Consider the following 26,070-nt stretch of genomic DNA (forward strand, 5'->3'; position numbering starts at 1 on the left):
GTCACCCGCCTAAGCCGCGAAGGACTCTTTGAATTTGGTGACCGCCTCTTTGAGCAGGTTGACCGTTTCCTCAGTCAGATCCCGGCTCTCAACGATCGATTTGTAAATCTGCGGGTAGGTGGAGTCGACAAAGCTCAGAAACTCCGTCTCAAACCGACGCACCGCCGTCACCGGAATGTCGTCCAGGTATCCGTTGACCGCCGTCCACAGGCTCACCACCTGGCGTTCAACAGGCATGGGCTGGTACTGCGGCTGTTTCAAAATCTCCATGGTCCGCTCGCCCCGGGTCAGCCGGGCCAGAGTGGCCTTGTCCAAATCCGAACCGAACTGGGTGAAGGCCTGCAGGTCCCGATATTCCGCCAAATCCAAGCGCAGGGTCCCGGCCACTTTTTTCATGGCCTTAATCTGGGCGCTGCCGCCCACCCGGGAGACCGAAATACCGGAGTTGACCGCCGGCCTCTGCCCGGCGTAGAACAGGTCGGACTCCAGGAAGATTTGGCCGTCGGTGATGGAGATGACGTTCGTCGGGATGTAGGCCGACACGTCGCCAGCTTGGGTTTCAATGAACGGCAGAGCCGTCAAAGAACCGCCGCCCCGCTCGTCGCTCAGTTTCGCCGCCCGCTCCAGAAGCCGGGAATGCAGATAGAAGACGTCACCGGGATACGCTTCACGGCCCGGCGGCCGGCGCAGGAGCAGAGACAATTCCCGGTAGGCCGCGGCCTGCTTCGACAGGTCGTCGTACACGCAAAGGGCGTGGCCGCCGTTGTACATGAAGTATTCACCCATGGCGCAGCCGGCGTAGGGCGCCAAATACAATAGCGGCGCCGGATCAGAGGCCGAGGCGACGACCACGATGGTGTATTCCATGGCTCCGTGCTTGCGCAGGGTCTCCACGACCTGGGCGACGGTGGACTGCTTCTGCCCGATGGCCACGTAGATGCAGACGACATTCTGCCCTTTTTGATTGATGATCGTGTCGAGGGCGATGGCCGTTTTCCCGGTCTGGCGGTCGCCGATGATCAGCTCCCGCTGCCCCCGCCCAATGGGCACCATGGCGTCGATGGCTTTGATCCCCGTCTGGAGAGGCTCGTGCACCGATTTGCGGTCGATAACCCCGGGTGCCGGGGATTCCACAGGCCGAAACTCCTTGGTTTCGATCGGTCCCCGGCCGTCCAAGGGCTGACCCAGGGGGTTGACGACCCGGCCGATCAGGGCCTCCCCGACGGGCACCTCAACAATGCGGCCGGTGCGTTTTACTTGGTCCCCCTCTTTAATCCCCTCCACCGTTCCGAGGACGATACAACCGACATTGTCCTCTTCGAGGTTGAGAGCCATGCCCATCTGGCCGTTTGGGAACTCCAGGAGCTCTCCGGCCATGGCGTTGGCCAGTCCGTGAATCCGGGCGATCCCGTCGCCGACGTAGATCACCGTGCCGACGTCGTACACTTCGAGTTCGGCATCGTAGTTTTCAATCTGTTGCTTGATGAGCGCGCTGATCTCTTCCGGACGAATGCTCATCCCCGCAATCCCCCCTATTCATCGGGCTTGGATCTGCTTGAGCTGTCCACGGAACCGCTCAAGACGTCCCAGAATACTCGCGTCCCACACCCGATCGCCGACCCTGAGCCGCGCTCCGCCAATGAGGGCCGGGTTCACCTCCAGCCGCATCGAGACGTCTTTACCGGTCTTTTGTGCCAATCGGCTCCGGAGTTTCTGCGCCTCCTCGTCGGAAACCGGGAGGGCAGTCTCGACCTCCGCATGGATTCGCCCCAGGGCCTCGTCCACCCGCCCGCGGTACTCTCCCACGATCTGCGGCAAGTCATCCTGTCGCCGATGATCGAGCAAGACGTAGAGAAAATTCAAGGTAAGCCCGGAAACCCGATCCCCGAACACCCGGGCTATGGTGCGTTTTTTCGCATCTCTGGACACGCTGGGATGATGGAGGAACTCCACCAGTTTCGGCTCCCTCTTCCACACCTCGAGCACCGAGCCCAATTCCTTCTCGATGGTCTGCACGTCCGATTTGTCCCGGGCGGCCTCAAAGAGGGCAATGGCATAGCGCTTTACGACGGTGCCGTCCCTCATACCCGATCCCCCATCTCCGCCAGGGCCCGGTCCACCAGTTCCCGGTGGCTCTTCGCATCCAGTTCCTTGGCCAGGATGCGCCCGGCCAGCATCACCGACAGCTCGCCGACCTGATCCCGGAGTTCCGCCAGGGCCTTTTCCTTCTCGCTCTGGATCTCGGCCAAGGCTTCTTCCTTGATGCGCCTGGCCTCGGTCTCGGCCGCGGCGAGGATCTCCGCCGCCTGGCGCTCACTGGTGCGCCGGGCGTTCTCCATCCACTCGTGCGCGTCCTGCCGGGCCTTTTCCACCAGCGCCCGGTGCTCCTCCAGAACCCGCTCCGCCTCTTCCCGCTCGCGTTCGGCGGAGGACAGTTGATTCTCGATATATTCCCGACGATCGTTCAACATCTTGACCAGTGGTTTCCACGCAAACTTGGAAAGGAACCACAACAAGATCAAAAAGGCGATGAGTTGAACGAGGGCCGTACCGAGCTCAAACTCCATCTGCTTGGTTCACTCCCTTCGACCGGACAAAAGGAAGGCAGGGCCCGTTGCCCCGCCCGACGACCCGCTCCTCAGCTGCGCCCGAACAGCAGGAAGCCCATCACCAGCGAGATAACCGGCAGCGCCTCAACCAAGCCGATGCCGATAAACATCTGGGTTTGCAGCATGCCCCGGGCTTCGGGCTGCCGGGCGATTCCTTCGATGGTACGGCTGATGACAAGGCCGTTGCCGATACCGGCACCCACGGCCGCCAACCCGAACGCAATCGCTGCAGCGATACCGAACAAATTCATTCAGTGGACACTCCCTTCGAAATCTCCCCCACGAACCGACCGTCTCGCCGGTCAATGGGCTTCATGAGGCAATTTTTGTGAAATGTACACCAGAGTCAACACCGTGAAAACGAAGGATTGGATCGTACCGACGAAGATACTGTACGCGATCCAGATGATCAGCGTCGGGACGTTTCCGATGGGCAGCCAACCGAAGGCCATGGGGATTCCGAGCAAAACGGAGATCAACACTTCCCCCGCGAAAATATTGCCGTATAACCGCAAGCCAAGCGTCAGAAATTTCGCGACTTCCTCCAAGATATTGATGGGGAGGAAGATGAAGAACGGTTCAAAATAATGTTTGAAATAGGCACCCGGACGCCGTAGTCCCAGATAGTGGCTAAGCAAAATGACCATCAGGGACATGGCCATGGTCACGCTCATGTTCGCCGTCGGGGCCACCCACCAATTGACAGACTGCCCGGGTTCAACCCCGAGTTCGGGGATGCCGTTCGGATGTGCAGTTGTGATGTTGAATGGCATATCGCTCATGTTGGAGATAAAAATGTAGATAATGAGCGTCAGCGCCAGAGGAACGAACTTGTCGGCCTGCTTTTCGCTCATCATGTCCGTGGCCAGGCCCCGGACAAATCCGTACAACCACTCCAGGACATTCTGCATGCCCCTCGGGCTGCGCATGCTCATCCGGCTTGTCCCCATCCTGGCGAGGACCGCCACGATGATCATCATCAAGAGCGACATCCCTATGGTGGCGAGATTGAACTTCATTCCCCACAGCACAAGAATCGGATGCGCACCTTCCACCGCTTCGTTTCCCCCCTTTCGGGCCGAACCAGCCTGAGATTAGGATTTGTCGCGCCTCAGAGCCCGCACGTGGTCCCCGAGGGCGAGGGCCGGACCGATCCAGACCGCCGCCAAAGCGGCCAAAGGATTGGCCCACTCCGGGTGCCGGCTGAGCAGAAGGACCATCAAGAGGACGGCGGCGATCCGGGAGACCGCCGCGAATCCCGGGCGCACCTTGGCATGTTCCGCCGCCACCGCACCGGCTTGCCGGGCTTGTCGGGCGGCGCTGATCAGGTAATACACGCCGACGAAAGATCCCACGGCAAGTCCTGCGACCAGCGGACGCCAAGCCGCGGGTGCCGCGCCCCAGAGCAGTACAAAAGCCGCCGTGGCGTACAGGGTGTTCCGTACGGCGCGCCGCACCCGAGTTTCGAATTCCCCCATCTCACCGGCCATCCCGCGAGGTGCCCCCCATCACCGTCTGCACCAAATGCACGACACCGAGGATCCCCGCGGCCAGCCCCAGGAGCACCCCGACGAGCAACATCCACGGCGACGTTCCCCAGAGACGGTCCAACCAGCGCCCGAGATACACTCCGGCCAGAACGGCGGCCGCGAGCTCCACGCCAATCCCCGAAACGAGGGCGAAAGCCCGCCAGGGCCGGCGTTCCTCTGACCCCCGTCCTCCTTCGGGCCTCGGGTCGTCACCCCCGGATTCCCCTTGGCCCCGCGCCATCTCCATCCCTCCGAGGAGGGCCCCGGGCCGCGGGTGAGTCCGCAGGCGTTCGCCGCCCGTGGCATACAGCCCGAAAAAAACCGCCCATTCGGGCGGTTCCGGCTCCCAGGCCCTGCCGAATTCACGCGATCTAGGGCCGCTGGTGGTTTCACGCTGCGCAACAGGTGTATCCCACCGTGAAACGCCCTATTCCCAGCCCCATAGTACACAAAACGCTGTACGGTTGTCAACGAAACCTGTACGGAAACGGGACGTGCCGCGGCTTTGGCCGAAAATCCTCACGATTTGTTCAGATTTCCGGAAATGCCTGGAGATCGGCCTGGTCGGAGTACTCCGGTCACCGGACGTTTTCCACGATCATCGCCGCCCCTTGGCCTCCTCCGATGCACAGCGTGGCCAAACCATAACGTACGCCCCGGCGCTTCATTTCGTGGATGAGGGTGACCAGGATTCGGGCTCCACTGGCGCCGATGGGGTGGCCCAAGGCGATGGCTCCGCCGTTGACATTGAGAATCTCATCCGGAATGTTGAGCTCCCGGGCCACGGCCAGGGACTGAGCTGCAAAGGCTTCATTGGCCTCCACCAGTCCGATGTCCGCCATGGTAAGCCCTGCCCGGTCCAGGGCTTTGCGCGTCGCATAAATCGGCCCCAGCCCCATCACCGCGGGATCGAGGCCCGCCGAGGCATAGGAGACGACCCGGACCAGGGGTTTCGCGCCCGATTCCGTTGCCCGGGCCGCGCTCATCACCGCCAGGGCTGCCGCGCCGTCGTTGAGCCCCGAGGCGTTGCCCGCCGTGACGGTGCCGTCCTTTTTGAAGGCCGGGCGGAGCTTCGCCAGGGCCTCCGCGGTGGTCGACGGCCGGGGGTGTTCGTCCGTGTCAAAAACGGAGACCTCCCCTTTCCGCCCCCGGATCTCCACTGGGACGATCTCGTCCTTGAAACGGCCTTCGGCGATGGCCGCCGCCGACCGCCGCTGGCTGCGCAGAGCGAAGGCGTCTTGCTCCTCCCGGGTGAGTCCGTAGCGCTCCGCCACATTCTCCGCCGTGATCCCCATGTGCACGTCGGTGAAGGCGCACCAGAGCCCGTCTTTGATCATCGAATCCACCAGTTCGGCGTGGCCCATGCGCAGACCGCTTCGCGCCCCCTCGGTGAGATAGGGCGCCCGGCTCATATTCTCCATGCCGCCGGCCAAAAGCATCTCGGCATCCCCGGCCCTGATCGCCTGGGCGGCGAGCATCACCGCTTTGAGTCCGGAGCCGCAGACCTTGTTGATCGTCATGGATGGGACTTCTTGGGGAATGCCCGCCTTCATCGCCGCCTGGCGGGCGGGGTTTTGCCCCAGACCGGCCTGAAGGACGTTGCCCATAATAACTTCGTCGAGCCTTTCCGGATCCACCCCGCCCCGGGCCGCCGCCTCTTTGAGCACCGCCGCACCGAGTTCCGGCGCCGGCACCCGGGACAGTGCCCCTTGAAAAGTTCCGACGGCGGTGCGCACTGCTGAAGTAATCACTACGTCCACCATGATCTCTCCCTCTCCCTTCCCGAGCCGAAGCCCCACCCGTCCACTTGGCCGCCGGCGTCCGCCTGGCCCCCCGGTTCACGCCCTTCAAGACTCCGGGTCATTTTGTGCCATACAGCCGATCGCCGGCGTCACCAAGGCCCGGCACGATGTATCCGTGGTCGTTCAAACGTTCGTCCACTGCCGCGGTGTACAAATCCACTTCAGGGTGATCCGACTGGACCCGCTGAACGCCCTCGGGGGCGGCGATGAGACACATCAACTTGATGTGCCGGGCGCCCCTCTCCTTGATGAACCGGATCGCCGCCGAGGCCGAGCCGCCGGTGGCGAGCATCGGATCGATGACGATGAGCTCCCGCTCGGTGACGTCGGTGGGCAATTTGCAATAATATTCCACGGGTTGAAGGGTGTCCGGGTCGCGGTAGAGGCCGATATGGCCGACCCTGGCGGCGGGGATCAGTTTCAGAACGCCTTCCACCATGCCCAGTCCCGCCCGCAGAATGGGCACCACGCCCAGTTTCCGCCCGGAGAGGACCCGGGACCTGGCGGGGCCGAGGGGTGTTTCCACCACCGTCTCCTCCAAGGGCAGATCCCGGGTGATTTCGTAGGCCATGAGCATGGCCACTTCCTCCAGGAGCTCCCGAAACTCCTTCGTCCCGGTGTTTTTATCGCGAATCAGCGTCAACTTATGTTGAATTAACGGATGGTCCAAAACGTGAACTCGCCCCACGGCCGTCCCCTCGCTCAGTGCGCTTCCACACTTTGGTAGAGCGGAAACTGTTCGCACAGCCCCCGAACCAGGGACATCGCCCGGTTGATGGCCGGCTGTTCATCCTGGTGGCGCAGGGTCAGATCGATGATTTCCGCGATCGTCTCCATCGCCTTCGTCCCCATGCCCCGGGTGGTCACCGCCGGGGTCCCGATCCGAATTCCGCTGGTCACAAAGGGGCTTTCTGGATCAAAAGGGATGGTGTTTTTGTTCACCGTCACCCCGACCTCGTCCAGCAGCCGTTCCGCCTCCCGGCCGGTGAGGCGCAAATTCCGGACATCCACGAGCATCAGATGATTGTCGGTCCCGCCGGAGACCAGGTTAAACCCGCGATCGATCAGCGCCTTCGCCAAAGCCTGGGCGTTGTCCACCACCGCCTGGCTGTAGTCCCGGAACTCCGGCCGGAGCGCCTCTCCGAAAGCCACCGCCTTGGCGGCGATGATGTGCATCAGGGGGCCACCCTGGATGCCGGGGAAGATGGCTTTATCGATGTCTTTAGCGAAGCGCTCCTTGCACAGGATGAGTCCGCCCCGGGGCCCCCGCAGCGTCTTGTGGGTGGTGCTGGTCACCACGTCGGCGTAAGGGACGGGATTGGGGTGGTGCCCCGTGGCCACCAGCCCTGCAATGTGAGCCATATCCACCATCAGATACGCTCCGACCTCGTCGGCGATCTCCCGGAGTTTCGGAAAATCGATGATCCGCGGATAGGCGCTGGCCCCGGCGACGATCATCTTCGGCCGGTGCTCCCGGGCCAGGCGGGCGACGTGGTCGTAATCGATCCGCTGGGTGTGCTCGTCCACGCCGTAGGGGACAAAATGATACAGTTTCCCGGAGATGTTCACCGGACTGCCGTGGGTCAGGTGTCCGCCGTGGGAGAGGTTCATGCCGAGCACCGTGTCGCCCGGCTGAAGAAGGGCAAAATACACGGCCGTATTGGCCTGGGCGCCGGAGTGGGGCTGGACGTTGGCATGTTCCGCTCCGAACAGTTGTTTCGCCCGTTCCCGGGCGAGGTTCTCCACGATGTCCACGTACTCGCAGCCGCCGTAATAACGTTTGCCCGGGTACCCCTCGGCGTATTTATTGGTGAGTACCGTGCCCATCGCTTCTAGCACGGCTCGGCTGACAAAATTCTCCGAGGCGATGAGTTCGATCTTGTTTCGCTGGCGGTTCAACTCTTTTTCGATCGCCGCGGCCACTTCCGGGTCGATCAGTCGCAAATGGCTCACAAACGCGTCTCTCCTTCCTGGCTCACCCGTCGTCCAGGCTGTACCTGGCTCGGGGACCTCCCACATACTTTGGACGGGTTTTGGCCGCCACCACCCGGGCCGCTCCCACCCGGTCCGTTTTGAGGCGGACCGGGACCGCCACCGGGCGCAGGTGCATGCCGATCAGCGTGTCGCCGATGTCAATGCCGGCGTGGGCCCGCACCGCCTCGACGCACACCGGATCTTTCCAGAGGCGAAAGGCTGCCGAAGCCACGGCTCCCCCCGCCTCGGGGACCGGGACCACCCGCACCTCCTCCAGCCCGAAGCGCCCCGCCGTTTCCCGCTCCACCACCAAGGCGCGGTTGATGTGCTCGCACCCCTGGACGGCGATGGGCACCCCGAAACGCTGACGAATCTCCCGCAGAGCCCGGGCCACCGCCCGGCCGATCTCCAAAGATCCCGCCGTCCCGATGCGCCGCCCGGCGATCTCACTGCTGCTCGCCCCGATCACCAGGAGCGTCCCGCCGTTGAGCCCCGCCACCTGGACCAACTCTTCTACCGCGGCCAGGGTCTGGTCGTAAACGCTGCGGATGAGATCTTCGGGGACGGGATCTTTCAGCAGTTCGGACACGCCGGATCCCCCGCCTCCGACCTGATCTCTGGCCGTTTCTCTTCGACAGCGGCGATCTTGTCCAGCCGCCGCTGATGGCGGCCGCCCTCAAAGGGCGTCTCCAGCCACACCCGCAGGACCTCCCCTGCCAACCCGGGCCCGATCACCCGGCCGCCCATAGTCAGCACATTGCTGTCATTGTGAAGGCGAGTGAACTTGGCCGAAAAGGTATCGTGCACCGTCACCGCCCGGATTCCGGGGATTTTGTTGGCGGTGATGGCCATGCCAAGACCCGTGCCGCAGATCAACACCCCCCGGGTGTACTCCCCCCTCGCCACGGCCTCAGCGACGGGCACGGCAAAGTCCGGGTAGTCCACCGACGCCTCGCTGTGGCAGCCGAAGTCCGTGTAGGGGATCCCCAACTCTTCCAGTACGGTTTTCAAATGCTCTTTCAGCGCGAAACCGCCGTGGTCGGCGGCGATGGCCACGTTCACGGCTCTCCCTCCATTTCCCCCTTTATTCTATCCTTTGGCAGGAAAAAAGGGCAACCGGAACGTCGTGGGGTAAGGCCACTCCCCCGAGCCCACGCACCCAAAGGGCGGATCGCCGCGCGGCAAAAAAATTACCCTCCCGGGGGCAACGAGGCCGGGCCGGGAGGGCGGGAAGGAGTATCAACACAACCCTCAGCTCGCCTTTTGGATTCGGATGCGCCACTGGGCGTCTCCGGTTTGCTCGAAGGCCGTCACCCGATGGCCGTGCTGCATCGCCCAGCGGGGAAGGCTCTCGGTGGCCTGGGTGCAGTCGAAGTCGATCACCAGTTCATCCCCGGGAGCCAGGTTCGCCATGGCCTTTTCGGCCTCCACCACCGGAAAGGGACAGACATAGCCGAGAACTTGCAAATGATGGGTCATTTTCCTCACCTCCCCATGCCGTTCCAAGACACGCGATCACGCGCCCTGACGCAGAGCCGCCCCCCGGCCTGGGGCCCCCGCCGCCCGCATGGGACGCACGACCGCGAAATACGCGGCGAACCACGTGCCGAGGATCATGGCCGGCGTGGCCGCCCATCCTTCCCAAGACCAGAGGGAGGTGTTCACCAGGCCATTTCCGATGCTGCATCCCCCGGCCAGCCCGGCTCCAAACCCCATGAACAGACCGCCGATTAGGCTAATGACAGCAGTTTTGGCCGGGGGCACCCGCCAGCGAAACTCTCCGCTGCCTTTTGCCGCGAGAAACGAGCCCAAGGCGATCCCGAGGACCAAGAATACGCCCCAATCTATGGACTTTAGATCCCCAGTGACCAAATAGCGCAGGAGATTCGCCGACGGCGTGGTGATGCCGAGGCCGTAGATCCGCCCGGTGGCCTCACTGAGCGGCCAGGCCAGAACGGCGATCAGCCCCACCAAGATGCCGGTGAAGAAGGGGTGCCAGCGCCGCTCGAACAATAGATGATTGAGGCCGCGCTTTTTCGCCGGCAGCCCCGGCATGGGCCCGCCTTCCCGGCGCAAATGCCATCGCACCGCCCAGGCCGTCACCAGGGCGAAGGCGGCGATGGGCACCCAGGGGGAGACGCCGAGGCTTTGATACACGAAGGAATCCGGCCCTTTGGCCGCGGTGAGGCGGTCGTACAGCGGCTTCAGGGCGCCGTATTTCATCACCGCCGCACCGAGCATGTAGCCAAACAGGGCGATCCAGCTGCCGATCAATCCCTCCCCCACCCGGTACCACGTACCCGTGGCGCAGCCCCCGGCCATCACGATGCCGATGCCGAAGACAAAACCGCCCGCGATGGCCCCCACCCACGTAAAGGGCACCGGGGCAATCCGGATGGCGCCGAGAGCGGCCAAGGCGTATACGCCGATACTTTGCACGGCAATGGCCACCATGGTGGCGACAAACAGCCGGGTGTCCCCGAGGACGTACACATCCCGGTAAGCGCTGACCCAGCAAAATCGGCCCCGCTGGAGCACGAATCCCAGCAGTGCTCCGCAAAGCAGGCCGAGGACGATGACCGAGACCATTTCAAAGCCCTCCAATCGGAAAAATGTAAAATCCTCGGGCCCTATTATATGTCTTATATTCCAATGTGACAAGTATATTTTGAGAGCAATAAAAAACGGGGTGTATGGCACCCCGGCCAGGAAGGCCAGCTTCTCACGCGGGTCGTGATCCCTGATTGATCAATCGTTGTCAGCCGCCCGCGGTGTCGGTGGCGACTGCCCACCCGGTGCATCCGAAGGACCGCCCTGGGTGTCCTCTGCATCCTCCCGGGCATGTCTAGGCGGCCCGCCATTCCCGGCGCCTTCTGTATTGCCGCCCGCCTCTCCGGCTTGATGCTCTGCCTGGGTGCCTTCCGTCTCCCGGGTCAATCGATCCATGAGCGCCGTGAGCGCCTTCTCGATTTCTTCCAGACAGCGCGCGTATTCCTCCACATCCCCTCCAAAGGGGTCGGCGATGTCCTTGGCGTTCTCCCCGGGCCAGGCGTATTCGTTGAGAGTAAAAACTTTGCTGACTGCTGAGGGAAACCGGGCGTGCATCATCCGTTTATGCCCCTCGGTCATGGTCAGCACCACGTCCGCCCACTCCACATCCTCTTGCGCCACACTTCGGCTGCGGTGATTCTCCACATCTTCCACCCCGCGACGTCGGAGGACCTCCCGGGCGTGCTCCGATGCCGGCAAGCCGGGGACCGCCGCCAGGCCCGCCGACCGGACTTCCAAGGAGTACCTTCGCTCCTTGGCCAGACGGCGCAGCAGGGCGGCCGCCATGGGGCTGCGGCAGGTGTTGCCCGTGCACACAAACAAGATCCGCATCTTCAACTCTCCGTCCTCTTATTGTCCCAGGCTGCACCCCGCGGACTTCCATCTCGCCGGGGTCATCCGAGGTCGATCCCAGCCGCTCCCGGGACAGATTTGCCTTTAGTATATCGACTCGGAGAGCCGCGGCACAACGGGGAGGTCAACGCAGGTTCTCAAAGTTAAAAAGGCAATTCTTCCCCCACGTAGCGACCTTTATAGGCGAGATTCGCGTCAAGCCGCAGTTCAACTTGATATGTTTCCAAAATTAGTTAACCATGAGAGATCCAACTTCAAAACCTTGGATGGGTACCACAACTTCGGCCTGCCGATAGTTCGCAATATTCGGCCTACTCTTATCATAGGGACCTTCGTGGTAAATGTAGTCGAATTTAAGGCGCTTGAAATCTTCTACATGGGTAAAAGTCGTGGCGTTTGGAGAAGCAAGCGTTATGTCTGAAAAGGCGCATTCTGGCAGAGATAGCAACGAGACTGCATCAAATAAGAAAAAAATGGGTACAGGGCAATGGGCGCGCAGGTATCTTTCGTCCGGAGGCAAAAATCCTTCATTTCGGTATTGAGTGGGTGTCTTTGGACGAAAGTAGAAACGGACATAGTCCTTCCACCGTTCGTCTGTTTGCGCCAGTACTTCCGGGCTCGCGTTATCATTAAGCATCATACCCTGAGCCATTGCCTCATTTCGCGACAGCAACGAACCGGAGGACAGTATTTGCGCTGCATTCTTAACATCCGTGAAGTGAAATAGGTATTTCGTCCACCATCGGTTGGGGCCCAGTTTTGTCCCTACATCATCTAAATGTCTTGGCAAATAGATGCCAGTTAAGCTCAAGATGGACGGATTGGAACGAAGCCAACGCTTCATTTCCGCCGGTTTCAAATGCTCGGCCTCACTTTTGTTGAACTTCTGTGTTAAATGAACAAACACATCAATCGGGAGGGGCTGTAGGTATTTCTCCATAACCGGTTGAACCTGCGAGTCGAAATCTAGACCTCCATTCCCACACCCCAGCAGAGGAAAAGAGATCGAAGTGATCCCCTTCTGAGCGTACGTGTCGACAAATTTCTTCAGGCCAGCTTCAATATATTCGACTTTTGAAAGTGAACGCCAGTGCCGTTTAGTTGGAAAATTCAAAATCCACTTATGACTGGTTTTGTATAACCATAGCTGGCCGATATCAAATAAATGCCTCTCACACAATGCTCGGTACTTCGTATACATGTCAGGATATATAGAGGCAAATTCCTTCGCGACACCTTTGCCCATCACACCCACGGTATTCACAGTATTGACGAGAACCTGCGCGGGACTTTGAAATAGGTCTGTCGCGACATATCGCAACACTGTGAACCACACCCTTCGATTAAGACGGCTGAGAACCTCACTGGTACCCTTTCATTTGATTATACCCGATATCAACAGGCGATTTCCACCGAACCCTCTTCGGTTCTGTTTTCGCTCCCACAGGGTTCGACAAACCGGGGGGCGAGTCAGTACGCGAACTCTATCACGTCCCTGACAATGTCGATGGATCCGGATCGGGCATTGCTCTAGTGACCATCGGGTACCCGGATGAAGGGGACATCAACCGCTTGGCCGAGGAAGAAGGAATCGGATACACCCCTCTCTCATTTTTTGATCGGCCCGGGGCGGGCAATCGAGTATCTGACCCCGCTACGGCTGTCTACGAAAGTGCACGAATGATCGCACCACAGGCGAAGATTTTTGTTTATTCAGCGGCGGATGATACGTGGGCCGGTTTTACGGATGCTTTGCTTCGCGCCATTGAGGAATCATCCGTTCCCCAACCTGTAGTAGCGTTGTGGCACGACATTTTCGGAGTCGAACCATTCACATCAAGCGGCGCGCTATGCCGCTGACCCTCCCATCGGCCCCTTCACATATGTAACCGGGCGGCAAAATGAATCACCAGCGCCCCCACCACAATTCCGGCAAAAGTTTCCCGCCAATCCTCCTCCAGGGCTTCGGGTAGAATATCCCGGGCCACCACATAGGCCATGGCTCCCCCCGCAAAGGCCAGGGCATAGGAGACCCCGGCGGGACCGGCTTGAAAAAGGTTCATCCCCATCCACGTCCCCAAGGGTGTGACAAGCCCGGCTGCCACGGTCACCACCGTCACCATGAGGGGCGATAGGCCGGCCATGCGGAGGGGCAGGGCGATGCTCATCCCCTCGGGAACGTTGTGGAGGGCGATGGCCAGAGCTAAGACCGCTCCCAAAGAGGGCGCCACCTGCTCACCGGCCACGATGGCCAGGCCCTCGGGCAGATCGTGAAGGGCGATGGCAAAGGCGAGAAACCAACCCAACCTCATGAGGTGTTTCTGCTCGAAATCGCCGTTCCAGCCGTCCATCCCGCGCTCCACCGCCCGGCGCAGCACACTCATAAACGCGACCCCCGCCAGGCCCCCACCCCAAAAGGCAGCCGGCCCCCCGTGGCGAAGCGCTGAGGGCAACAGGTCGATTCCCACCACCGAGGCCATTATTCCTCCGGCAATTCCGAGGCACAGCGCCAACCACCGCCGGGCCCGCTCCCCGAGAGACAAAACCAACAATCCCCCGAGTGGCGTGGCCATCCCAGACCATAAACTGATCCACAACACCGGATCCACCGCCGGGGCCCCCTCTACAACAGAAAATGGCAGCCCACGGCGATGAGCAGGGCCCCGCCCACGGCTTCACTGTATCCTCCGAGCCACCTGCCCACCCGCTGCCCCGCGGCGAGTCCCGCCGCGGACAACAGAGCTCCGGAAACGCCAAAAAGGGCCGCGGCGCCCCAAGGATTCACATTGAATAACCCCAGTCCGAAGCCCGCCGTCAGGCTGTCGAGACTGACCCCGAAGGCGTACAAAAGCCAGCCGTACCTGACCCCGGACCGCATCCAATCCTCCGCTTTTTCCCGCATGGAGTGCCAAATCATGTTGCCGCCGATCACGATGAGAACCACAGATCCGAGCCATTTGGCCACATCGCCGATGGCATAGTGGAGATTCATGCCAAAGCTGAGACCCGCCATAGGAAAAGCCACGTGGAGGACGCCCACCGCGGCGCTGGCTCGCAGAATCTCCGCCGGACGAGGCTTGGTCAACCCCACGCCCAGCCCGACCGAGAAGGCGTCCAACCCCAAGGCCACCGCCAGCAACAACAAGGTGGCCCACTCCTCCGGCACCATGCCGATCCCGTACCCAACCCCCGCCATAGCCGTCATCCCTTCGTCCACATCGGTCGGGGTCGTCCCGCCCGTCTGGGACCATGTCTATGCGGACACGCCGAAGGTTAGACATGGCGGGGGCGCATGGGGCACGTCTGCAGGCTGGGCGGACGGCGATTACGGAGTGAGGATCGCTTGTGATACAATCATCCCTTTTGCCATCGGTATGGCCGCCGTTCATGTTGCCCCATGGACTTGGATCACGCGGTGCCCCGCGGCCTTGATCAGGCGATTGAGAACGGCCCAACCGATGCCTTCGGGAGGAAACGGTTCGGCGTACATCACCTCACACCCCAGGTGATCGAAAGACCGGAGGGCCGAGTAGAGGCCGGCCGCCACCGTGGCCAGGTCCCGGCGGGTGCCGCAGGCCACCACCGCGCAGAAGGCGGGATACACCCCCTGCCCTTCGGCGGTGGTCAACACCCCCACCCGGCGGCCGGCGGCGTGGTCGGCCGTCGCCCGGCGCACGATCTCCGCCCGGGCGGCATCCAGGTCGCCCCGCAGGAGATACAACTGCCCCTTGGGGGCATAGTGCCGGTATTTCATCCCCGGAGCCAAAGGGCGGTCCACCGAAGCTTTCCAGGAGTCGTCCAGTTCCACCGGCTCCCCCAGCACGTCCTGCAGCTCTTCGGGACTGATGCCCCCCGGGCGGAGGATCACCGGCCGCCCCTGGGGCCAGCCGATTATCGTGGATTCCACGCCGATCCCCGCCGGTCCGCCGTCCACCAGGAGGGGAATGCGGCCGGCCAAATCCTCCCAGACGTCCTTCGCCGTGGTGGGACTGGGGCGGCCCGAGCGGTTGGCGCTGGGGGCCGCCACCGGAATCCCGGCGACTCGCAAGATGGCGGCGGCCACCGGGTGGGCGGGCATGCGGATGGCCACGGTATCCAGCCCCCCGGTGGTGCGCCGGGGCACCCGGTCCGCCGCGGGGAGAATGACGGTCAGCGGTCCCGGCCAAAACGCTTCCATCAACCGCGCGGCCGCCGGGAAAATCTCTTCGGCCAGGTCATCCACTTGCCGCCGTTCGGCGATGTGTACGATGAGCGGATTATCCCCCGGACGGCCCTTGGCGAAGTAGATTTTGTCCACGGCAGCGGGATCCAGGGCGTTTGCCCCCAGCCCGTAGACCGTCTCGGTGGGAAAGGCCACCGCCTCTCCCCGGCGCAAAAAATCAGCGGCCTCGAGGATGGCCGGATCGTTTCTCAACTCTTCCGGATCGTCCAGGGCCGCGGCCACACGCATCCACTTGGTTTCCATTTTCAAGCCCCCATCAGCGAAGATGCCGGAACCACTCCACGATTTTCATGATGAGCTCAACAATAAACCACCTTAGGACCACCGGCTGTTTATGACCATCGACACCGGGCAACTCCACGGTGGTGACGTTCCCCTTTTCGTGAAACGTGGGAACCGCATCGCCGTTCGTTAAATCGACGAAGCACAGGGGCGGAAAGAGGACACACCACCAATTGCTCCCCAGGCCATTTCCCAACGTGATCCGCAAAGCTTCGTAACGACCGGCGGGGTACACCTGATCCCCGTAGATTTTCGTCGGAAAGGGCACCATTCCAAAATCGGTCCGCACCGGGTAGTGGAACCCCGCGGCCCGGACCTCTTCCTGGGCGATCGCCTCCGCCTGGGGCACCAGGGCGCCCAGCCTGGCCCGGGCCTCGTCAGCGGTCGTCACGCCCTTCAGATGATCGGAAACCAGTTGAATAACCCTGTCCCGGACTTTGAGCTTGACCGCCTGGTCTTCGGGCCGGTCGCTGTTGGCGATGATCCGCAGGCGGATCGCCTGATTCGGGATCGGTATAACGGTGTCATCGGCGCCCCCCGCACCTCCGGGCGCATCTGGAGAGAGGAGTTGTCCACCCGTCGAGAAGGCGGTCCCGGCGGGATGTGCCCCTGGGGTAAAGGCGCCCGGGGCAACGGTCACCGGAACCCCGCTGGGCCCTTCTTGGGGCCTCCAGGACCGATCGGGAAGCAAAGCCCCGATCCACCCCACCCCCAGTGTAAGCGCCAAGGCCAAAGGGCCGACCATGCCCCGCCACAACCACACCGCCCACGGCCGGGGACGTTTCGGTTGCCGCCCTTGCTCTTCCACGATTCATCCCCCCGCCTCACCGCTGCTGTCGTACCAGCAGTATGGCCGGCGGGGAGAAATCTTAAACCTTACGAATTTATGATTGGATTTCGATAGACAGGGGCAGCGGGTTATGAGAGGCGGGCCCAGACCACCCGTTCGATGCCCGCCAGATCCCGGTCTGTCCCCGTTTCCATCTGGACAGCGGCTGCGCCGCCAGCGCCGCCCGCCACAACGCCACAGCTCTGCTCCAGAAGGCGGCGCACCGCGCCGGCTTGGCCCGCCCCCACTTCAACGGCTACGGCCCCCGGACGGGAGAGAACTTCGGGCAACTGGAAGAAGAGCCGGCGGTACACGTCCAGGCCGTCCCCGCCCCCGTCCAAGGCCGCCCGGGGTTCAAACCGAGCAACCTCGGGCTGCAGGCCGTCGATATCCCCGGAGGGAATGTACGGAGGATTGGAAACGACGATATCCGCTCGCTGCCCATGGTCGAGCAACGGGAAGAGGAGATCCCCTTGTACCAAGCTGACGCGATCCGCCAGCCCGTGCCGCCGTATATTCCGGGAAGCCACCTGAAACGCCCCGGGTGATACGTCGATGCCCACGATCCGGGCCCCGGGCCAGTGGTGAGCCAGGGCCACAGCCAGGGCGCCGCTGCCTGTACCCACATCGGCGATCAGCGGGCGTTCCCACATGGAGCGCCACCCCAGAACCCGCTCCACCAGCCCTTCGGTCTCCGGCCGGGGAATGAGGACATCGGGACCGACTTCGAGTTCCAACCCGTAAAACTCCACCACCCCGGTGATGTACTGCAGGGGCTCCCGACGGGCCCGGCGGCTGACCCCTTCGGCAATCCGCCGTTCCTCTTCCTGGGTGAGCACCCGGTCCGGATGAGCGTAGAGATGCGCTTTGCCCACGCCCAGCACCCGCTGGATGAGCACCTCGGCGCTCAACCGAGCATCCTCCACCCCGGCTTTTCGCAACTGCGCCACGGCCCCCTTCAATGCTTCATGAACGGTCACGGGGAGGTTCCTCACTGGGCAATGGATAATTTCTCCACTCGATCCGCGGCGATCAGGGCGTGGATGATTTCGTCCAAATCGCCGTCGAGCACGGCGTCGAGGCGGTGGAGGGTCAGGCCGATGCGGTGGTCGGTGACGCGATTCTGGGGAAAATTGTACGTGCGAATCCGCTCGCTGCGGTCCCCGGTGCCCACCAGGCTTTTACGGGTTTGGGCCAGCTCCTCCTGCTGCTCCCGGCGATATTTTTCGTACAACCGCGCCCGGAGGACCCTCATGGCTTTCTCCCGGTTCTTAAGCTGGGATTTTTCATCTTGGCAGGATACCACGATGCCCGTGGGAAGGTGGGTGATCCGCACCGCGGACTGGGTGGTGTTCACGCTCTGTCCCCCCGGGCCCGTGGAACAAAATGTATCGATGCGGAGATCCTTCTCGTGGATCTCCACCTCGACCTCTTCCACCTCGGGCATGACGGCCACGGTGGCCGTGGACGTGTGGATGCGGCCTCCGGATTCGGTGGTGGGCACCCGCTGGACCCGGTGGGCCCCGCTTTCAAATTTTAACCGGCTGTAAGCCCCCCGGCCCTGAACGCTGAAGACCACTTCTTTGAAGCCGCCAAGATCGGTGGGGTGAGAATCGATCATCTCCACCCGCCATCCTTGGCGCTCCGCATATCGGGTGTACATGCGAAACAGGTCGGCGGCGAACAAAGAGGCCTCCTCGCCGCCGGCGGCGCCGCGGATCTCCACGATGACATTTTTATCGTCGTTGGGGTCCCTGGGCAAAAGAAGAATCTGGAGTTTAGCCTCCAGCTCTTCCCTCCGATGCCCTAGGGCGGCAATCTCCGATTTCACCCATTCCCGCATCTCCTCGTCCAGGCGCTCCTCAAACATCTCTTTGGCCTCGCGGAGAGCGGAAACCACCTGTTTATACTCCCGGTACGTTTGAACGGTCTCTTCGAGATCGGCCTGTTCCTTGGAATAGGTCCGCAGTTTCTCCGGATCGGCCAGGACGTCGGGGTCGCACAGGCGGCGGCCTAGATCCTCATAGCGTTCCTCGATCGCCTGAAGTTTGTCCCACATGGTCATTCCTCCTTGACCGTATCGCCCAGCCGCACATAAACGATACCATTTTAATATTATAAAGGAATTCCCTGGCCGGGAAAACCGAAGGAGGCGAAAATACGGGATTTTCCTCTTTCATCCCCGGTCAATTGGTTGTACAATGGGGATCGGTGTTTCGATTCGGGGGTGAGTAGGGTGAAACAGGCAGAACTTGATGAGTGGGCCAAAGAGTTGGCACCGGAACTGGGGGAATCTCCGGCCCGCACCCGAGAGTTGGTGCAGGCGGTGTACGACGGGCTTGCCCGCTACAACGCTCTTGAATCTTTCCCCGCAGAGACGATCCGGACGACGATCCGCTGTCACCTCAAGGCCTTTTGGCCGCGGTTTCGCACGGCTTCGGGGCCTGGCGGACGGTCCATCAGCCGATAAACGTTACAAAGCCACCGACGCCGGTGGCTTTGATTGTGCATGTTCACGTTTTGAGTCCGGGGTCACGGGCCTCGAAAGGGAGGTGCCGGAGTGGGCGGTGTGTTGACCGAATTCCTGGCCGGGGAGGGCGCGGGGGGTTCGAGTTTGGGCTTGACCGCAGGAATCTGCCGCTGCCACCGGTCGATCCTCGACTGAAAATCGCTCACCGGTCTTCCCGCCCGCACGGCGTCGGCCACGTCTTCAATCTGCCGCAGCAAGGTCCGGTCTTCGGTGATATGCGCCTCGTTGATAACTGGCGCCGTGATCAGAAGCCGCTGGCGAATCTCGGTTTTCACTTGCTCCGTGCGCTCGGCGTCCCGAATGGGCATGGATACGCGAATTCCAATGAAAGCCCGGTGATTCCGGACCACTGCCGCCGCCGACTGCACCCCGGGTACCGAAGAGGCCACATCCGCCAATCGGTCGGCCAAAGCCGCCTCTCCGCCGGCCACACCGGCGCCGGAGCGGGGAGATGGCAGGGTCCCCAGACTAACCGGCGGGTTCAGGACGTCTTGTCCGTGTGCCCAACGGTTGCGGTCCCCGTCGCCGTCCACATCGATCCGCGACCGATCCATCTTCGGCGCGGCGGGGGGTTGGGCCCCGGCACCGGGCTGCCCGATCCCGCATCCCGTGATCACCAGGGCCGCCCCCACCGCCGCAGCGGCACCGCTCCGCCAATTTCTCCGCCTCTGCCTCATCGCGTCACCTCCTCACCTCGGCTTTAATGTGCCCAGGTGAGAAAGGATTGAAACAACAAAGCCGACTCCCATCGTTCCGGAGGAGATCCGGGGAGCCGGCTCATCGGCGGAATGCCGCGTGGCACTTCACATGTTGTATTTCTTCTTAAACCGCTCGACGCGCCCGCCGGTGTCGACAAACTTCTGCTTGCCGGTGAAAAACGGATGGCACTTCGAGCAGATCTCCACCCGCAGGTTCTCTTTCACAGAACCGGTTTCAAAGGTTTCCCCACAGGCGCACGTCACTTTTGTGATCTTAAACTCCGGATGAATTCCAGCCTTCACGAACACTCACCTGCCTTCCTCGGACACCTGCCGCACAGATCAAAAGCGCCAACATACATTATATCGCCATCGCACCGTAGATCGCAATGGCAAGTTCTCCCATCGCCCCTCACCATTTTGGCCGATGCTCTTGGAGGTCTTTCATCATATTGGTAAAGGTTTCTCGGTCGATCTCTCCCCGGGCGTAGCGCTCGCGCAGCACCTGTTCCGCCCGATCGCCGGACCACCCGCCCCCGGGAGCGGCGTGTCCACCGTACCGCCTGACCAAGAAAACGATAAACCAGATCACCAAGCCCACAATGATAATCCACAGGAGAAAGCCAAGTCCCATCATGCCAAACATGCCCATCGGCCACCACCCCCAATCTGTGCCCGGTCCGACACCAGGTCCATATCCGTACATCATTCACTCATCCCCCTTGCTTGGGCTGAGGGCACCAAAGGCATTGGGTCCGCGGCACCCTGCAATTTTATTGTATCATGAACAAGGGACGGCAACATGTTACGAATCCGCGGAGGCCGGGCGCCACGGCCTGACGCCGCAGGAAGGGTGATCAGTTGTGAAAATTGTGATTGCACCAGATTCGTATAAAGGCAGTCTAAGCGCCGTGAAGGTGGCGGCGGCCATGGCAAGGGCGGCCCGGGAGGTATTCCCCGATGCCCAGGTGGAGGAGATCCCCATGGCCGACGGCGGCGAAGGCACGGTAGACGCGATGGCGGCCGCGACGGGGGGCCGGCGCGTGCAAGCCCGGGTAACGGGCCCGCTCGGCGCCCCGGTTGAAGCCACCTTCGCCATCCTCGGGGACGGCCGCACGGCGGTGATCGAAATGGCCCAAGCGTCGGGGCTGCCCTTGATTCCGGCAGATCGGCGGGATCCCGGCCGGGCGTCCACCTACGGTACCGGCGAGTTAATCCGGGCAGCTCTGGACGAAGGATGTGATACACTCTTGATCGGCCTGGGGGGGTCGGCGACCAACGATGCCGGCGCGGGTATGTTGCAGGCTTTGGGAGCCCGGATCGTCGATGCGGAAGGCCAGGATCTCCCTCCGGGCGGTATCGCCCTGGCCCGGGCAGCCCGGGTCGATCTTCAACATCTGGATCCCCGGCTGGCCAGCGTACGAGTCCGGGCCGCCTGCGACGTGGACAATCCCTTGATCGGCCCCCAGGGCGCCAGCGCAATATTCGGCCCGCAGAAAGGCGCCACTCCCGAACTGGTACGGACGTTGGATAAGGCTCTGGAACATTTTGGCCGGCTGCTTGAGGCCGCCACCGGGCGGAGCGTCCTGGAACTGCCGGGGGCGGGAGCGGCGGGAGGACTCGGGGCCGGTCTGGTGGCCGGGCTCGGCGCGTCCCTGGAGCGCGGTGTGGGCTTGGTGGCCGAAGCGGTCAAGCTTCCCGACCGAGTGCGGGACGCAGATTTGGTCCTGACAGGAGAAGGCAACACCGACCACCAGACCGCCCGAGGAAAAACGCCAATGGGCGTACTGGAGATCGCCGCTTCCCTGGGTGTACCGGTCGTGATTTTGTCCGGTGGTCTGGGGCCTGGGTATGATGAGCTTCGCCGGATCGGGCCCGCGGTCTGTTTTAGCGCGGTACTCGGACCGTGCACATTGGATGAAGCCATTGCCGCCGGAGAAGCTGGGGTTTACCGCGCAGCCAAAGAGATCCTGCTCACCTGGCGAATGGCCAGGGGAATTCGCTGAGGCGATGAAACCCGTTCGTAATCTTCGGGGCGGTCGCGGGAGGTCTGGAAAAGTCCAAGGCCCCTTTAAGCCCGGGCGCTGCGCTCTCGCACATCCAGCGTAGCCAGAAATTCGGCGTTTGTCTTGGTCTCTTTCAGTTTCTTCAGGAATAGTTCTGTAAAGTCCGGGGTATCACTCATGGCCCGCCGCATGGCCCAAAGGCGGTCCAGTTGGTCCGGGGTGAGGAGCAACTCTTCCCGCCGGGTGCCCGAGCGCCGGATGTCGATGGCCGGGAAAATCCGCTTTTCGGCCAGGCGCCGATCGAGGTGAAGTTCCATATTGCCCGTTCCCTTGAATTCTTCATAGATCACATCGTCCATTCGAGATCCGGTGTCGATGAGGGCTGTGGCGAGGATGGTCAGGCTGCCGCCTTCCTCGATGTTCCGGGCGGCTCCGAAAAAGCGCTTGGGCCGGTGGAACGCGGCGGGGTCAATTCCGCCCGACAGAGTGCGGCCACTCGGGGGAATGACCAAATTATACGCCCGGGCGAGGCGGGTAATGCTGTCCAGGAGAATGACCACATCCCTCTTGTGCTCCACCAGGCGCTGGGCCCTTTCCAGCACCAGCTCGGCCACCTTAATATGATTGTCGGGCACTTCATCAAAGGTCGAGGCCACCACTTCACCCTTGACGGAACGCTGCATATCGGTCACTTCTTCCGGCCGCTCGTCTATCAGCAGAATAAACAACTCGATCTCCGGATAGTTGGTGCCGATGCTGTTGGCGATCTCTTTGAGAAGAAGGGTCTTCCCGGCTTTGGGCGGCGCGACGATCAGCCCCCGCTGGCCGAGCCCCACCGGAGCGATCAGATCGATGATTCGCGCCGACAGCCGGTCCGGAGTCGTTTCCAAGACGAGCTTTTTATTCGGAAAAAGCGGGGTCAGTGCGGCAAAATGCAGTCGTTCCGCGGCAGCTTCCGGGCTCGTGCCATTCACCGCCTCGACGTGCAGCAAACCGAAATACCGCTCGTTGTCCTTGGGCGGCCGAACCTTTCCCGACACTCGGTCCCCGGTCCGCAAGTCGAACCGGCGAATCTGGGACGCGGCCACATAGATGTCCTCATTGCTGGGCAGATAACCGATGGGCCGCAGAAATCCGTAGCCGTCGGGCATGATCTCCAATACGCCCTCGGCAAACATGAACCCGTCCCGTTCGGCCAGCGCTTTCAAGATGGCAAAAATCAATTCTTTTTTCTTCATCTGGCCATAATGCTGAATTTGGTATTCTTTCGCCAGCTTATACAACTCGGTGAGTTTTTTCGATTCCAATTCCCCAATGTGCAAATGCTGTCACCTGCATTTCGGATAATTTCATGCATAGCCCGGCCCGGCCAACGTTGAACAAACTGCGAGCTTCGAATCGGTGAAACCTCGTCAGGAAGGTGAAATGAAAGGAGGCAATTGGGACCGGCGCCAAACCGGCAGCCGGCCATCAGCGAAGAACGAGATGAGGTTTGCGGTCCAATCGGTGTCTCGCTTCAATGAACCGGACGGTGCCCGTTCTCGCACGCATGACCAGCGAGTGTGTCTTGGCGGTGTTTTTCGACAAAAACCGCACGCCGTGAAGCAACTCCCCTTCGGTGACCCCGGTGGCGGCAAAGATCGCATCGTCCCCGCGCACCAAATCTTCCAGGGTCAGCACCTTGCGGGGATCACTGATCCCCATCGTCCGACAGCGTTCCCGCTCGGCATCGTCTTGGGGAACCAGGCGTCCTTGGAACTCACCGCCCAGACATTTTAACGCGGCGGCAGCCAGGACCCCCTCCGGGGCTCCGCCGGTCCCGAACATGATGTCCACTCCGACCTCCTCGAAAGCCGTATTGATGGCTGCCGCGACATCTCCGTCGGTGATGAGTTTAATCCGCGCGCCGGCACTGCGGATCTCTTCAATCAAGGATTCGTGGCGCGGGCGATCGAGCAGGATGGCCACCACTTCACTGATATGTTTATCATTGGCTTTGGCGACTTCCATCAGATTCTCTTTCACCGTGGCATCCAGGTGGATCCTTCCTTTGGCCCGGGGGCCCGCGGCGATCTTCTCCATGTACATGTCCGGGGCGTGCAGCAAGGTTCCCCGGGGCGCCGCTGCCACCACCGTAATGGCGTTCCACAATCCCTTGGCGACGATGTTCGTACCCTCCAAGGGATCCACCGCCACATCGACCTCCGGGGCGCTCCCGGTTCCGAGGTGTTCCCCGATATACAACATTGGGGCCTCGTCCATCTCCCCTTCACCGATCACCACAATACCGTTCATGTTCACCGTGTCAAACATGCGCCGCATCGCCGCGGTGGCGGCGTCATCGGCCTCCATCTTCTTGCCGGTGCCCATCCACCGCGCCGAGGCCAGGGCGGCCACCTCGGTCACCCGAACCAATTCCATGGCTAATTCCCGTTCCACCCGGTCCGCCTCCCCACGATCGCTCTCCACCTTTAACTATAGCACGACAAAGCCGTCTCCAAAAGCACGCCCAGGCAGGAAGCGACCCATACGATATGAATCTATCAAGTGAGGGTTCGATATTCGAGATGGGTACGGAGGTGGTCAGGGTGCAGAGGTGGATCGGCGTCGTTTTGGCCCTCTTGATCGCCATGGGATCCACTTCCCTGGTGGTCAAGACCGCCGCTTATCCCGAACGCTCCTGGGTGCAATTGTCGGCAGCCGCCGCGCATTACGCGCACAGGACCTTTGCGAGCGAATGGGCCAAAGCTTTTGCCTCCCGGGAGGAGCCCGCCGCCCGGAATGTCGCTCCCGGAAAGCCGCAGACCGCAGCGCCCATCACCTATGAGATCGAGGCCGAGTTAGACCCTGAACACCATCAGATCCGCGGCCGGGAAACCGTGCAGTGGCGGGATCCCCTGCCAAGCCCGGTCCACTTCTATCTCTATCCCTTAAATCCCGGCGGCATTCGGGTTCACGGGGTATACCGAGGTGAAAAGAGCGTCCCCTATCAGGTGCTGGGAGAACAACTGCTGGTCCAAGTCGGGCCCGGGACTCCCACCCGGCTGACCCTGGAGTTTACCACAGACATCCCCGGCGGCGGGACCCGTTACGGGGAGCGGGACGGGGTATGGATTCTCGCCTATTGGTATCCCATCCTCGCATCCCGGGATCAAACAGGTTGGATCACGCCGCCTCCGTCCAAGGGATTCGGTGAACCCTATATCGTCGACACCGCGGACTACCGGATCACCTGGACGGCACCGAAGGGGATGACTTGGTACGCCTCTGCCCCGGCGCAAAGCGCCGCGCCCTCGGCTGACGGGACGGTCACTGTCAAGATGGACGGGCGCGCCCTGCGCCATTTTGCCCTGGTGGGGTCGGCGAGGTACCAGGACACAACCCTGACTTTGGCTGACGGCTTGACGGTCCACCTCGGCCTTCTCGCCCCGGAACACCGCGCTGCGCTTGAAGCCACGGCAACGGCGGCCTTGAACCTTTACCGCGCCCGATTTGGCCCCTTGCCGACCCAGGCGGTGGCCTTGGTGGAGACTCCGCCCGGCACCACCTTCGCCCAGGAGCTGCCAAATTTAGCACTGATCGACGTTGACCTGTGGAACGGGCAGATGCCCGAGCAGGACGCCGACCGGTGGACGGCCCACGAACTCGCCCACCTGTGGTGGTATAGCGCCGTGGGCGATTACGAAGGGCTGACGCCGTGGATGGATGAAGGGCTGGCGGATTACAGCTCCTATCTCTATGAAGAAAGCCGATACGGCCCGGAAGCGTACGAAGCGGCCATGAATCGCCTGACGAGTTGGTTCCGGGAAGGTCGGTCTTATTCGCCGGGCCACCCGGGCGTTGCCCTTCCCACCCGGGACCTCGGGGCAACGGAGCGGCCCTATGAAGATTTTGACACCGAATGGCAGTATTACTTCCTCGAATATCTCCGCCCCGTCCTCATGTACCGGGATCTGCGCCAGGCCATGGGGGACGACCGGTTTTTCTCCTGGCTGCAAACCCTCTACCGGCAACACGCGGGCGCGGTCCTCACCGCGGATCGGTGGCGGGACAGCCTACAGCAGGCCGACCCCGCAGCCCTGGAGCGGGCAAACTTGTGGCTCGACGCCCCTTATCGCACTGTCCTTCGCCATCTGGATCCGGGCGGCCATCTGCATCTTGCGGACGAGACACCGTGAAACACCGTC

Annotated in this window: 30 protein-coding genes; 3 read left to right on the top strand and 27 right to left on the bottom strand. The window is 62.0% G+C overall.

Annotation, left to right across the window (positions count from 1 at the left end):
- Window positions 1-9: 9 nt before the first annotated feature.
- The 22 genes from atpA to prfA form a co-directional block, all read right to left on the bottom strand.
- Entirely contained in the window at window positions 10-1,518 is a 1,509-nt protein-coding gene (gene atpA / locus BTUS_RS16080; RefSeq protein WP_013077122.1) for a F0F1 ATP synthase subunit alpha, read from the bottom strand.
- Between the two features lie 18 nt (window positions 1,519-1,536).
- Window positions 1,537-2,085, bottom strand: a complete 549-nt coding sequence (locus BTUS_RS16085; RefSeq protein WP_013077123.1) for a F0F1 ATP synthase subunit delta — start codon at window positions 2,083-2,085, stop codon at window positions 1,537-1,539.
- On the bottom strand, window positions 2,082-2,567 hold the full coding sequence (atpF, locus tag BTUS_RS16090; protein ID WP_013077124.1) for a F0F1 ATP synthase subunit B: 486 nt from the start codon (window positions 2,565-2,567) through the stop codon (window positions 2,082-2,084). Before atpF ends, BTUS_RS16085 begins: the two co-directional genes overlap by 4 nt.
- 71 nt (window positions 2,568-2,638) lie before the next feature.
- A complete protein-coding gene (atpE, locus tag BTUS_RS16095; protein WP_013077125.1) occupies window positions 2,639-2,860 on the bottom strand; it encodes a F0F1 ATP synthase subunit C in 222 nt (73 codons plus the stop codon).
- A gap of 51 nt (window positions 2,861-2,911) precedes the next feature.
- Window positions 2,912-3,664 carry a F0F1 ATP synthase subunit A gene (gene atpB / locus BTUS_RS16100; protein ID WP_013077126.1) on the bottom strand — a complete coding sequence of 251 codons (753 nt, stop codon included), beginning with the start codon at window positions 3,662-3,664 and terminating at the stop codon, window positions 2,912-2,914.
- A gap of 39 nt (window positions 3,665-3,703) precedes the next feature.
- Window positions 3,704-4,087, bottom strand: a complete 384-nt coding sequence (locus tag BTUS_RS16105) for an ATP synthase I (RefSeq protein WP_013077127.1) — start codon at window positions 4,085-4,087, stop codon at window positions 3,704-3,706.
- 1 nt (window position 4,088) lies between these two features.
- Entirely contained in the window at window positions 4,089-4,379 is a 291-nt protein-coding gene (locus tag BTUS_RS17780) for an AtpZ/AtpI family protein (protein WP_013077128.1), read from the bottom strand.
- Between the two features lie 337 nt (window positions 4,380-4,716).
- Window positions 4,717-5,901 carry an acetyl-CoA C-acetyltransferase gene (locus BTUS_RS16115; protein ID WP_013077129.1) on the bottom strand — a complete coding sequence of 395 codons (1,185 nt, stop codon included), beginning with the start codon at window positions 5,899-5,901 and terminating at the stop codon, window positions 4,717-4,719.
- A 97-nt stretch (window positions 5,902-5,998) separates the two neighbouring features.
- On the bottom strand, window positions 5,999-6,628 hold the full coding sequence (upp, locus tag BTUS_RS16120; protein WP_013077130.1) for a uracil phosphoribosyltransferase: 630 nt from the start codon (window positions 6,626-6,628) through the stop codon (window positions 5,999-6,001).
- Window positions 6,629-6,642: 14 nt separating this feature from the next.
- Window positions 6,643-7,893 carry a serine hydroxymethyltransferase gene (locus BTUS_RS16125; protein WP_013077131.1) on the bottom strand — a complete coding sequence of 417 codons (1,251 nt, stop codon included), beginning with the start codon at window positions 7,891-7,893 and terminating at the stop codon, window positions 6,643-6,645.
- A 22-nt stretch (window positions 7,894-7,915) separates the two neighbouring features.
- Window positions 7,916-8,503, bottom strand: coding sequence for a TIGR01440 family protein (locus BTUS_RS16130; RefSeq protein ID WP_013077132.1), 588 nt, complete (start codon window positions 8,501-8,503; stop codon window positions 7,916-7,918).
- Window positions 8,488-8,976, bottom strand: coding sequence for a ribose 5-phosphate isomerase B (rpiB, locus tag BTUS_RS16135; protein ID WP_013077133.1), 489 nt, complete (start codon window positions 8,974-8,976; stop codon window positions 8,488-8,490). Before rpiB ends, BTUS_RS16130 begins: the two co-directional genes overlap by 16 nt.
- Window positions 8,977-9,165: 189 nt before the next feature.
- Window positions 9,166-9,393, bottom strand: a complete 228-nt coding sequence (locus tag BTUS_RS16140) for a sulfurtransferase TusA family protein (protein WP_013077134.1) — start codon at window positions 9,391-9,393, stop codon at window positions 9,166-9,168.
- A gap of 36 nt (window positions 9,394-9,429) precedes the next feature.
- Window positions 9,430-10,503: a YeeE/YedE family protein gene (locus tag BTUS_RS16145; protein WP_013077135.1), complete on the bottom strand. Its 1,074-nt coding sequence runs from the start codon at window positions 10,501-10,503 to the stop codon at window positions 9,430-9,432.
- A gap of 159 nt (window positions 10,504-10,662) precedes the next feature.
- Window positions 10,663-11,295 (bottom strand): low molecular weight protein arginine phosphatase, encoded by a 633-nt coding sequence (locus tag BTUS_RS16150; RefSeq protein ID WP_013077136.1) that lies wholly within the window; start codon window positions 11,293-11,295, stop codon window positions 10,663-10,665.
- 250 nt (window positions 11,296-11,545) lie between these two features.
- Window positions 11,546-12,640, bottom strand: coding sequence for a DarT ssDNA thymidine ADP-ribosyltransferase family protein (locus BTUS_RS17220; RefSeq protein ID WP_013077137.1), 1,095 nt, complete (start codon window positions 12,638-12,640; stop codon window positions 11,546-11,548).
- A 553-nt stretch (window positions 12,641-13,193) separates the two neighbouring features.
- Window positions 13,194-13,925 carry a ZIP family metal transporter gene (locus BTUS_RS16165; protein WP_013077138.1) on the bottom strand — a complete coding sequence of 244 codons (732 nt, stop codon included), beginning with the start codon at window positions 13,923-13,925 and terminating at the stop codon, window positions 13,194-13,196.
- A 14-nt stretch (window positions 13,926-13,939) separates the two neighbouring features.
- Entirely contained in the window at window positions 13,940-14,521 is a 582-nt protein-coding gene (locus BTUS_RS16170) for a manganese efflux pump MntP (RefSeq protein WP_013077139.1), read from the bottom strand.
- A 180-nt stretch (window positions 14,522-14,701) separates the two neighbouring features.
- Complete coding sequence (locus BTUS_RS16175) at window positions 14,702-15,781, bottom strand: L-threonylcarbamoyladenylate synthase (protein WP_013077140.1); 1,080 nt, start codon at window positions 15,779-15,781, stop codon at window positions 14,702-14,704.
- A gap of 13 nt (window positions 15,782-15,794) precedes the next feature.
- Window positions 15,795-16,628: a stage II sporulation protein R gene (spoIIR, locus tag BTUS_RS16180; protein WP_013077141.1), complete on the bottom strand. Its 834-nt coding sequence runs from the start codon at window positions 16,626-16,628 to the stop codon at window positions 15,795-15,797.
- Between the two features lie 110 nt (window positions 16,629-16,738).
- Window positions 16,739-17,629 (bottom strand): peptide chain release factor N(5)-glutamine methyltransferase, encoded by an 891-nt coding sequence (gene prmC, locus BTUS_RS16185; protein WP_013077142.1) that lies wholly within the window; start codon window positions 17,627-17,629, stop codon window positions 16,739-16,741.
- A gap of 11 nt (window positions 17,630-17,640) precedes the next feature.
- Window positions 17,641-18,708: a peptide chain release factor 1 gene (prfA, locus tag BTUS_RS16190; protein WP_013077143.1), complete on the bottom strand. Its 1,068-nt coding sequence runs from the start codon at window positions 18,706-18,708 to the stop codon at window positions 17,641-17,643.
- 177 nt (window positions 18,709-18,885) lie between these two features.
- On the opposite strand from prfA, the gene BTUS_RS16195 reads away from it, so the two are divergent.
- Entirely contained in the window at window positions 18,886-19,119 is a 234-nt protein-coding gene (locus BTUS_RS16195; protein WP_013077144.1) for a hypothetical protein, read from the top strand.
- A 62-nt stretch (window positions 19,120-19,181) separates the two neighbouring features.
- Here BTUS_RS16195 and BTUS_RS16200 read toward each other — a convergent pair whose 3' ends face one another.
- The 3 genes from BTUS_RS16200 to BTUS_RS16210 form a co-directional block, all read right to left on the bottom strand.
- Window positions 19,182-19,856, bottom strand: a complete 675-nt coding sequence (locus BTUS_RS16200; protein ID WP_013077145.1) for a YhcN/YlaJ family sporulation lipoprotein — start codon at window positions 19,854-19,856, stop codon at window positions 19,182-19,184.
- A gap of 126 nt (window positions 19,857-19,982) precedes the next feature.
- On the bottom strand, window positions 19,983-20,180 hold the full coding sequence (gene rpmE / locus BTUS_RS16205; protein ID WP_041306519.1) for a 50S ribosomal protein L31: 198 nt from the start codon (window positions 20,178-20,180) through the stop codon (window positions 19,983-19,985).
- Window positions 20,181-20,289: 109 nt separating this feature from the next.
- Window positions 20,290-20,586 (bottom strand): SHOCT domain-containing protein, encoded by a 297-nt coding sequence (locus BTUS_RS16210; protein WP_013077147.1) that lies wholly within the window; start codon window positions 20,584-20,586, stop codon window positions 20,290-20,292.
- A 154-nt stretch (window positions 20,587-20,740) separates the two neighbouring features.
- Between BTUS_RS16210 and BTUS_RS16215 the strand changes: the two genes are divergently transcribed.
- Entirely contained in the window at window positions 20,741-21,883 is a 1,143-nt protein-coding gene (locus tag BTUS_RS16215; RefSeq protein WP_013077148.1) for a glycerate kinase, read from the top strand.
- Between the two features lie 65 nt (window positions 21,884-21,948).
- Here BTUS_RS16215 and rho read toward each other — a convergent pair whose 3' ends face one another.
- Window positions 21,949-23,205 (bottom strand): transcription termination factor Rho, encoded by a 1,257-nt coding sequence (gene rho, locus BTUS_RS16220; RefSeq protein WP_013077149.1) that lies wholly within the window; start codon window positions 23,203-23,205, stop codon window positions 21,949-21,951.
- Window positions 23,206-23,353: 148 nt separating this feature from the next.
- Window positions 23,354-24,322, bottom strand: a complete 969-nt coding sequence (glpX, locus tag BTUS_RS16225) for a class II fructose-bisphosphatase (RefSeq protein ID WP_013077150.1) — start codon at window positions 24,320-24,322, stop codon at window positions 23,354-23,356.
- Between the two features lie 149 nt (window positions 24,323-24,471).
- Here glpX and BTUS_RS16230 point away from each other — a divergent pair, with 149 nt between their 5' ends.
- Window positions 24,472-26,061, top strand: a complete 1,590-nt coding sequence (locus BTUS_RS16230) for a gluzincin family metallopeptidase (protein WP_013077151.1) — start codon at window positions 24,472-24,474, stop codon at window positions 26,059-26,061.
- Window positions 26,062-26,070 lie beyond the last annotated feature (9 nt).

Origin of the sequence: Kyrpidia tusciae DSM 2912 (assembly GCF_000092905.1) — a bacterium.
Lineage (GTDB): Bacteria > Bacillota > Bacilli > Kyrpidiales > Kyrpidiaceae > Kyrpidia > Kyrpidia tusciae.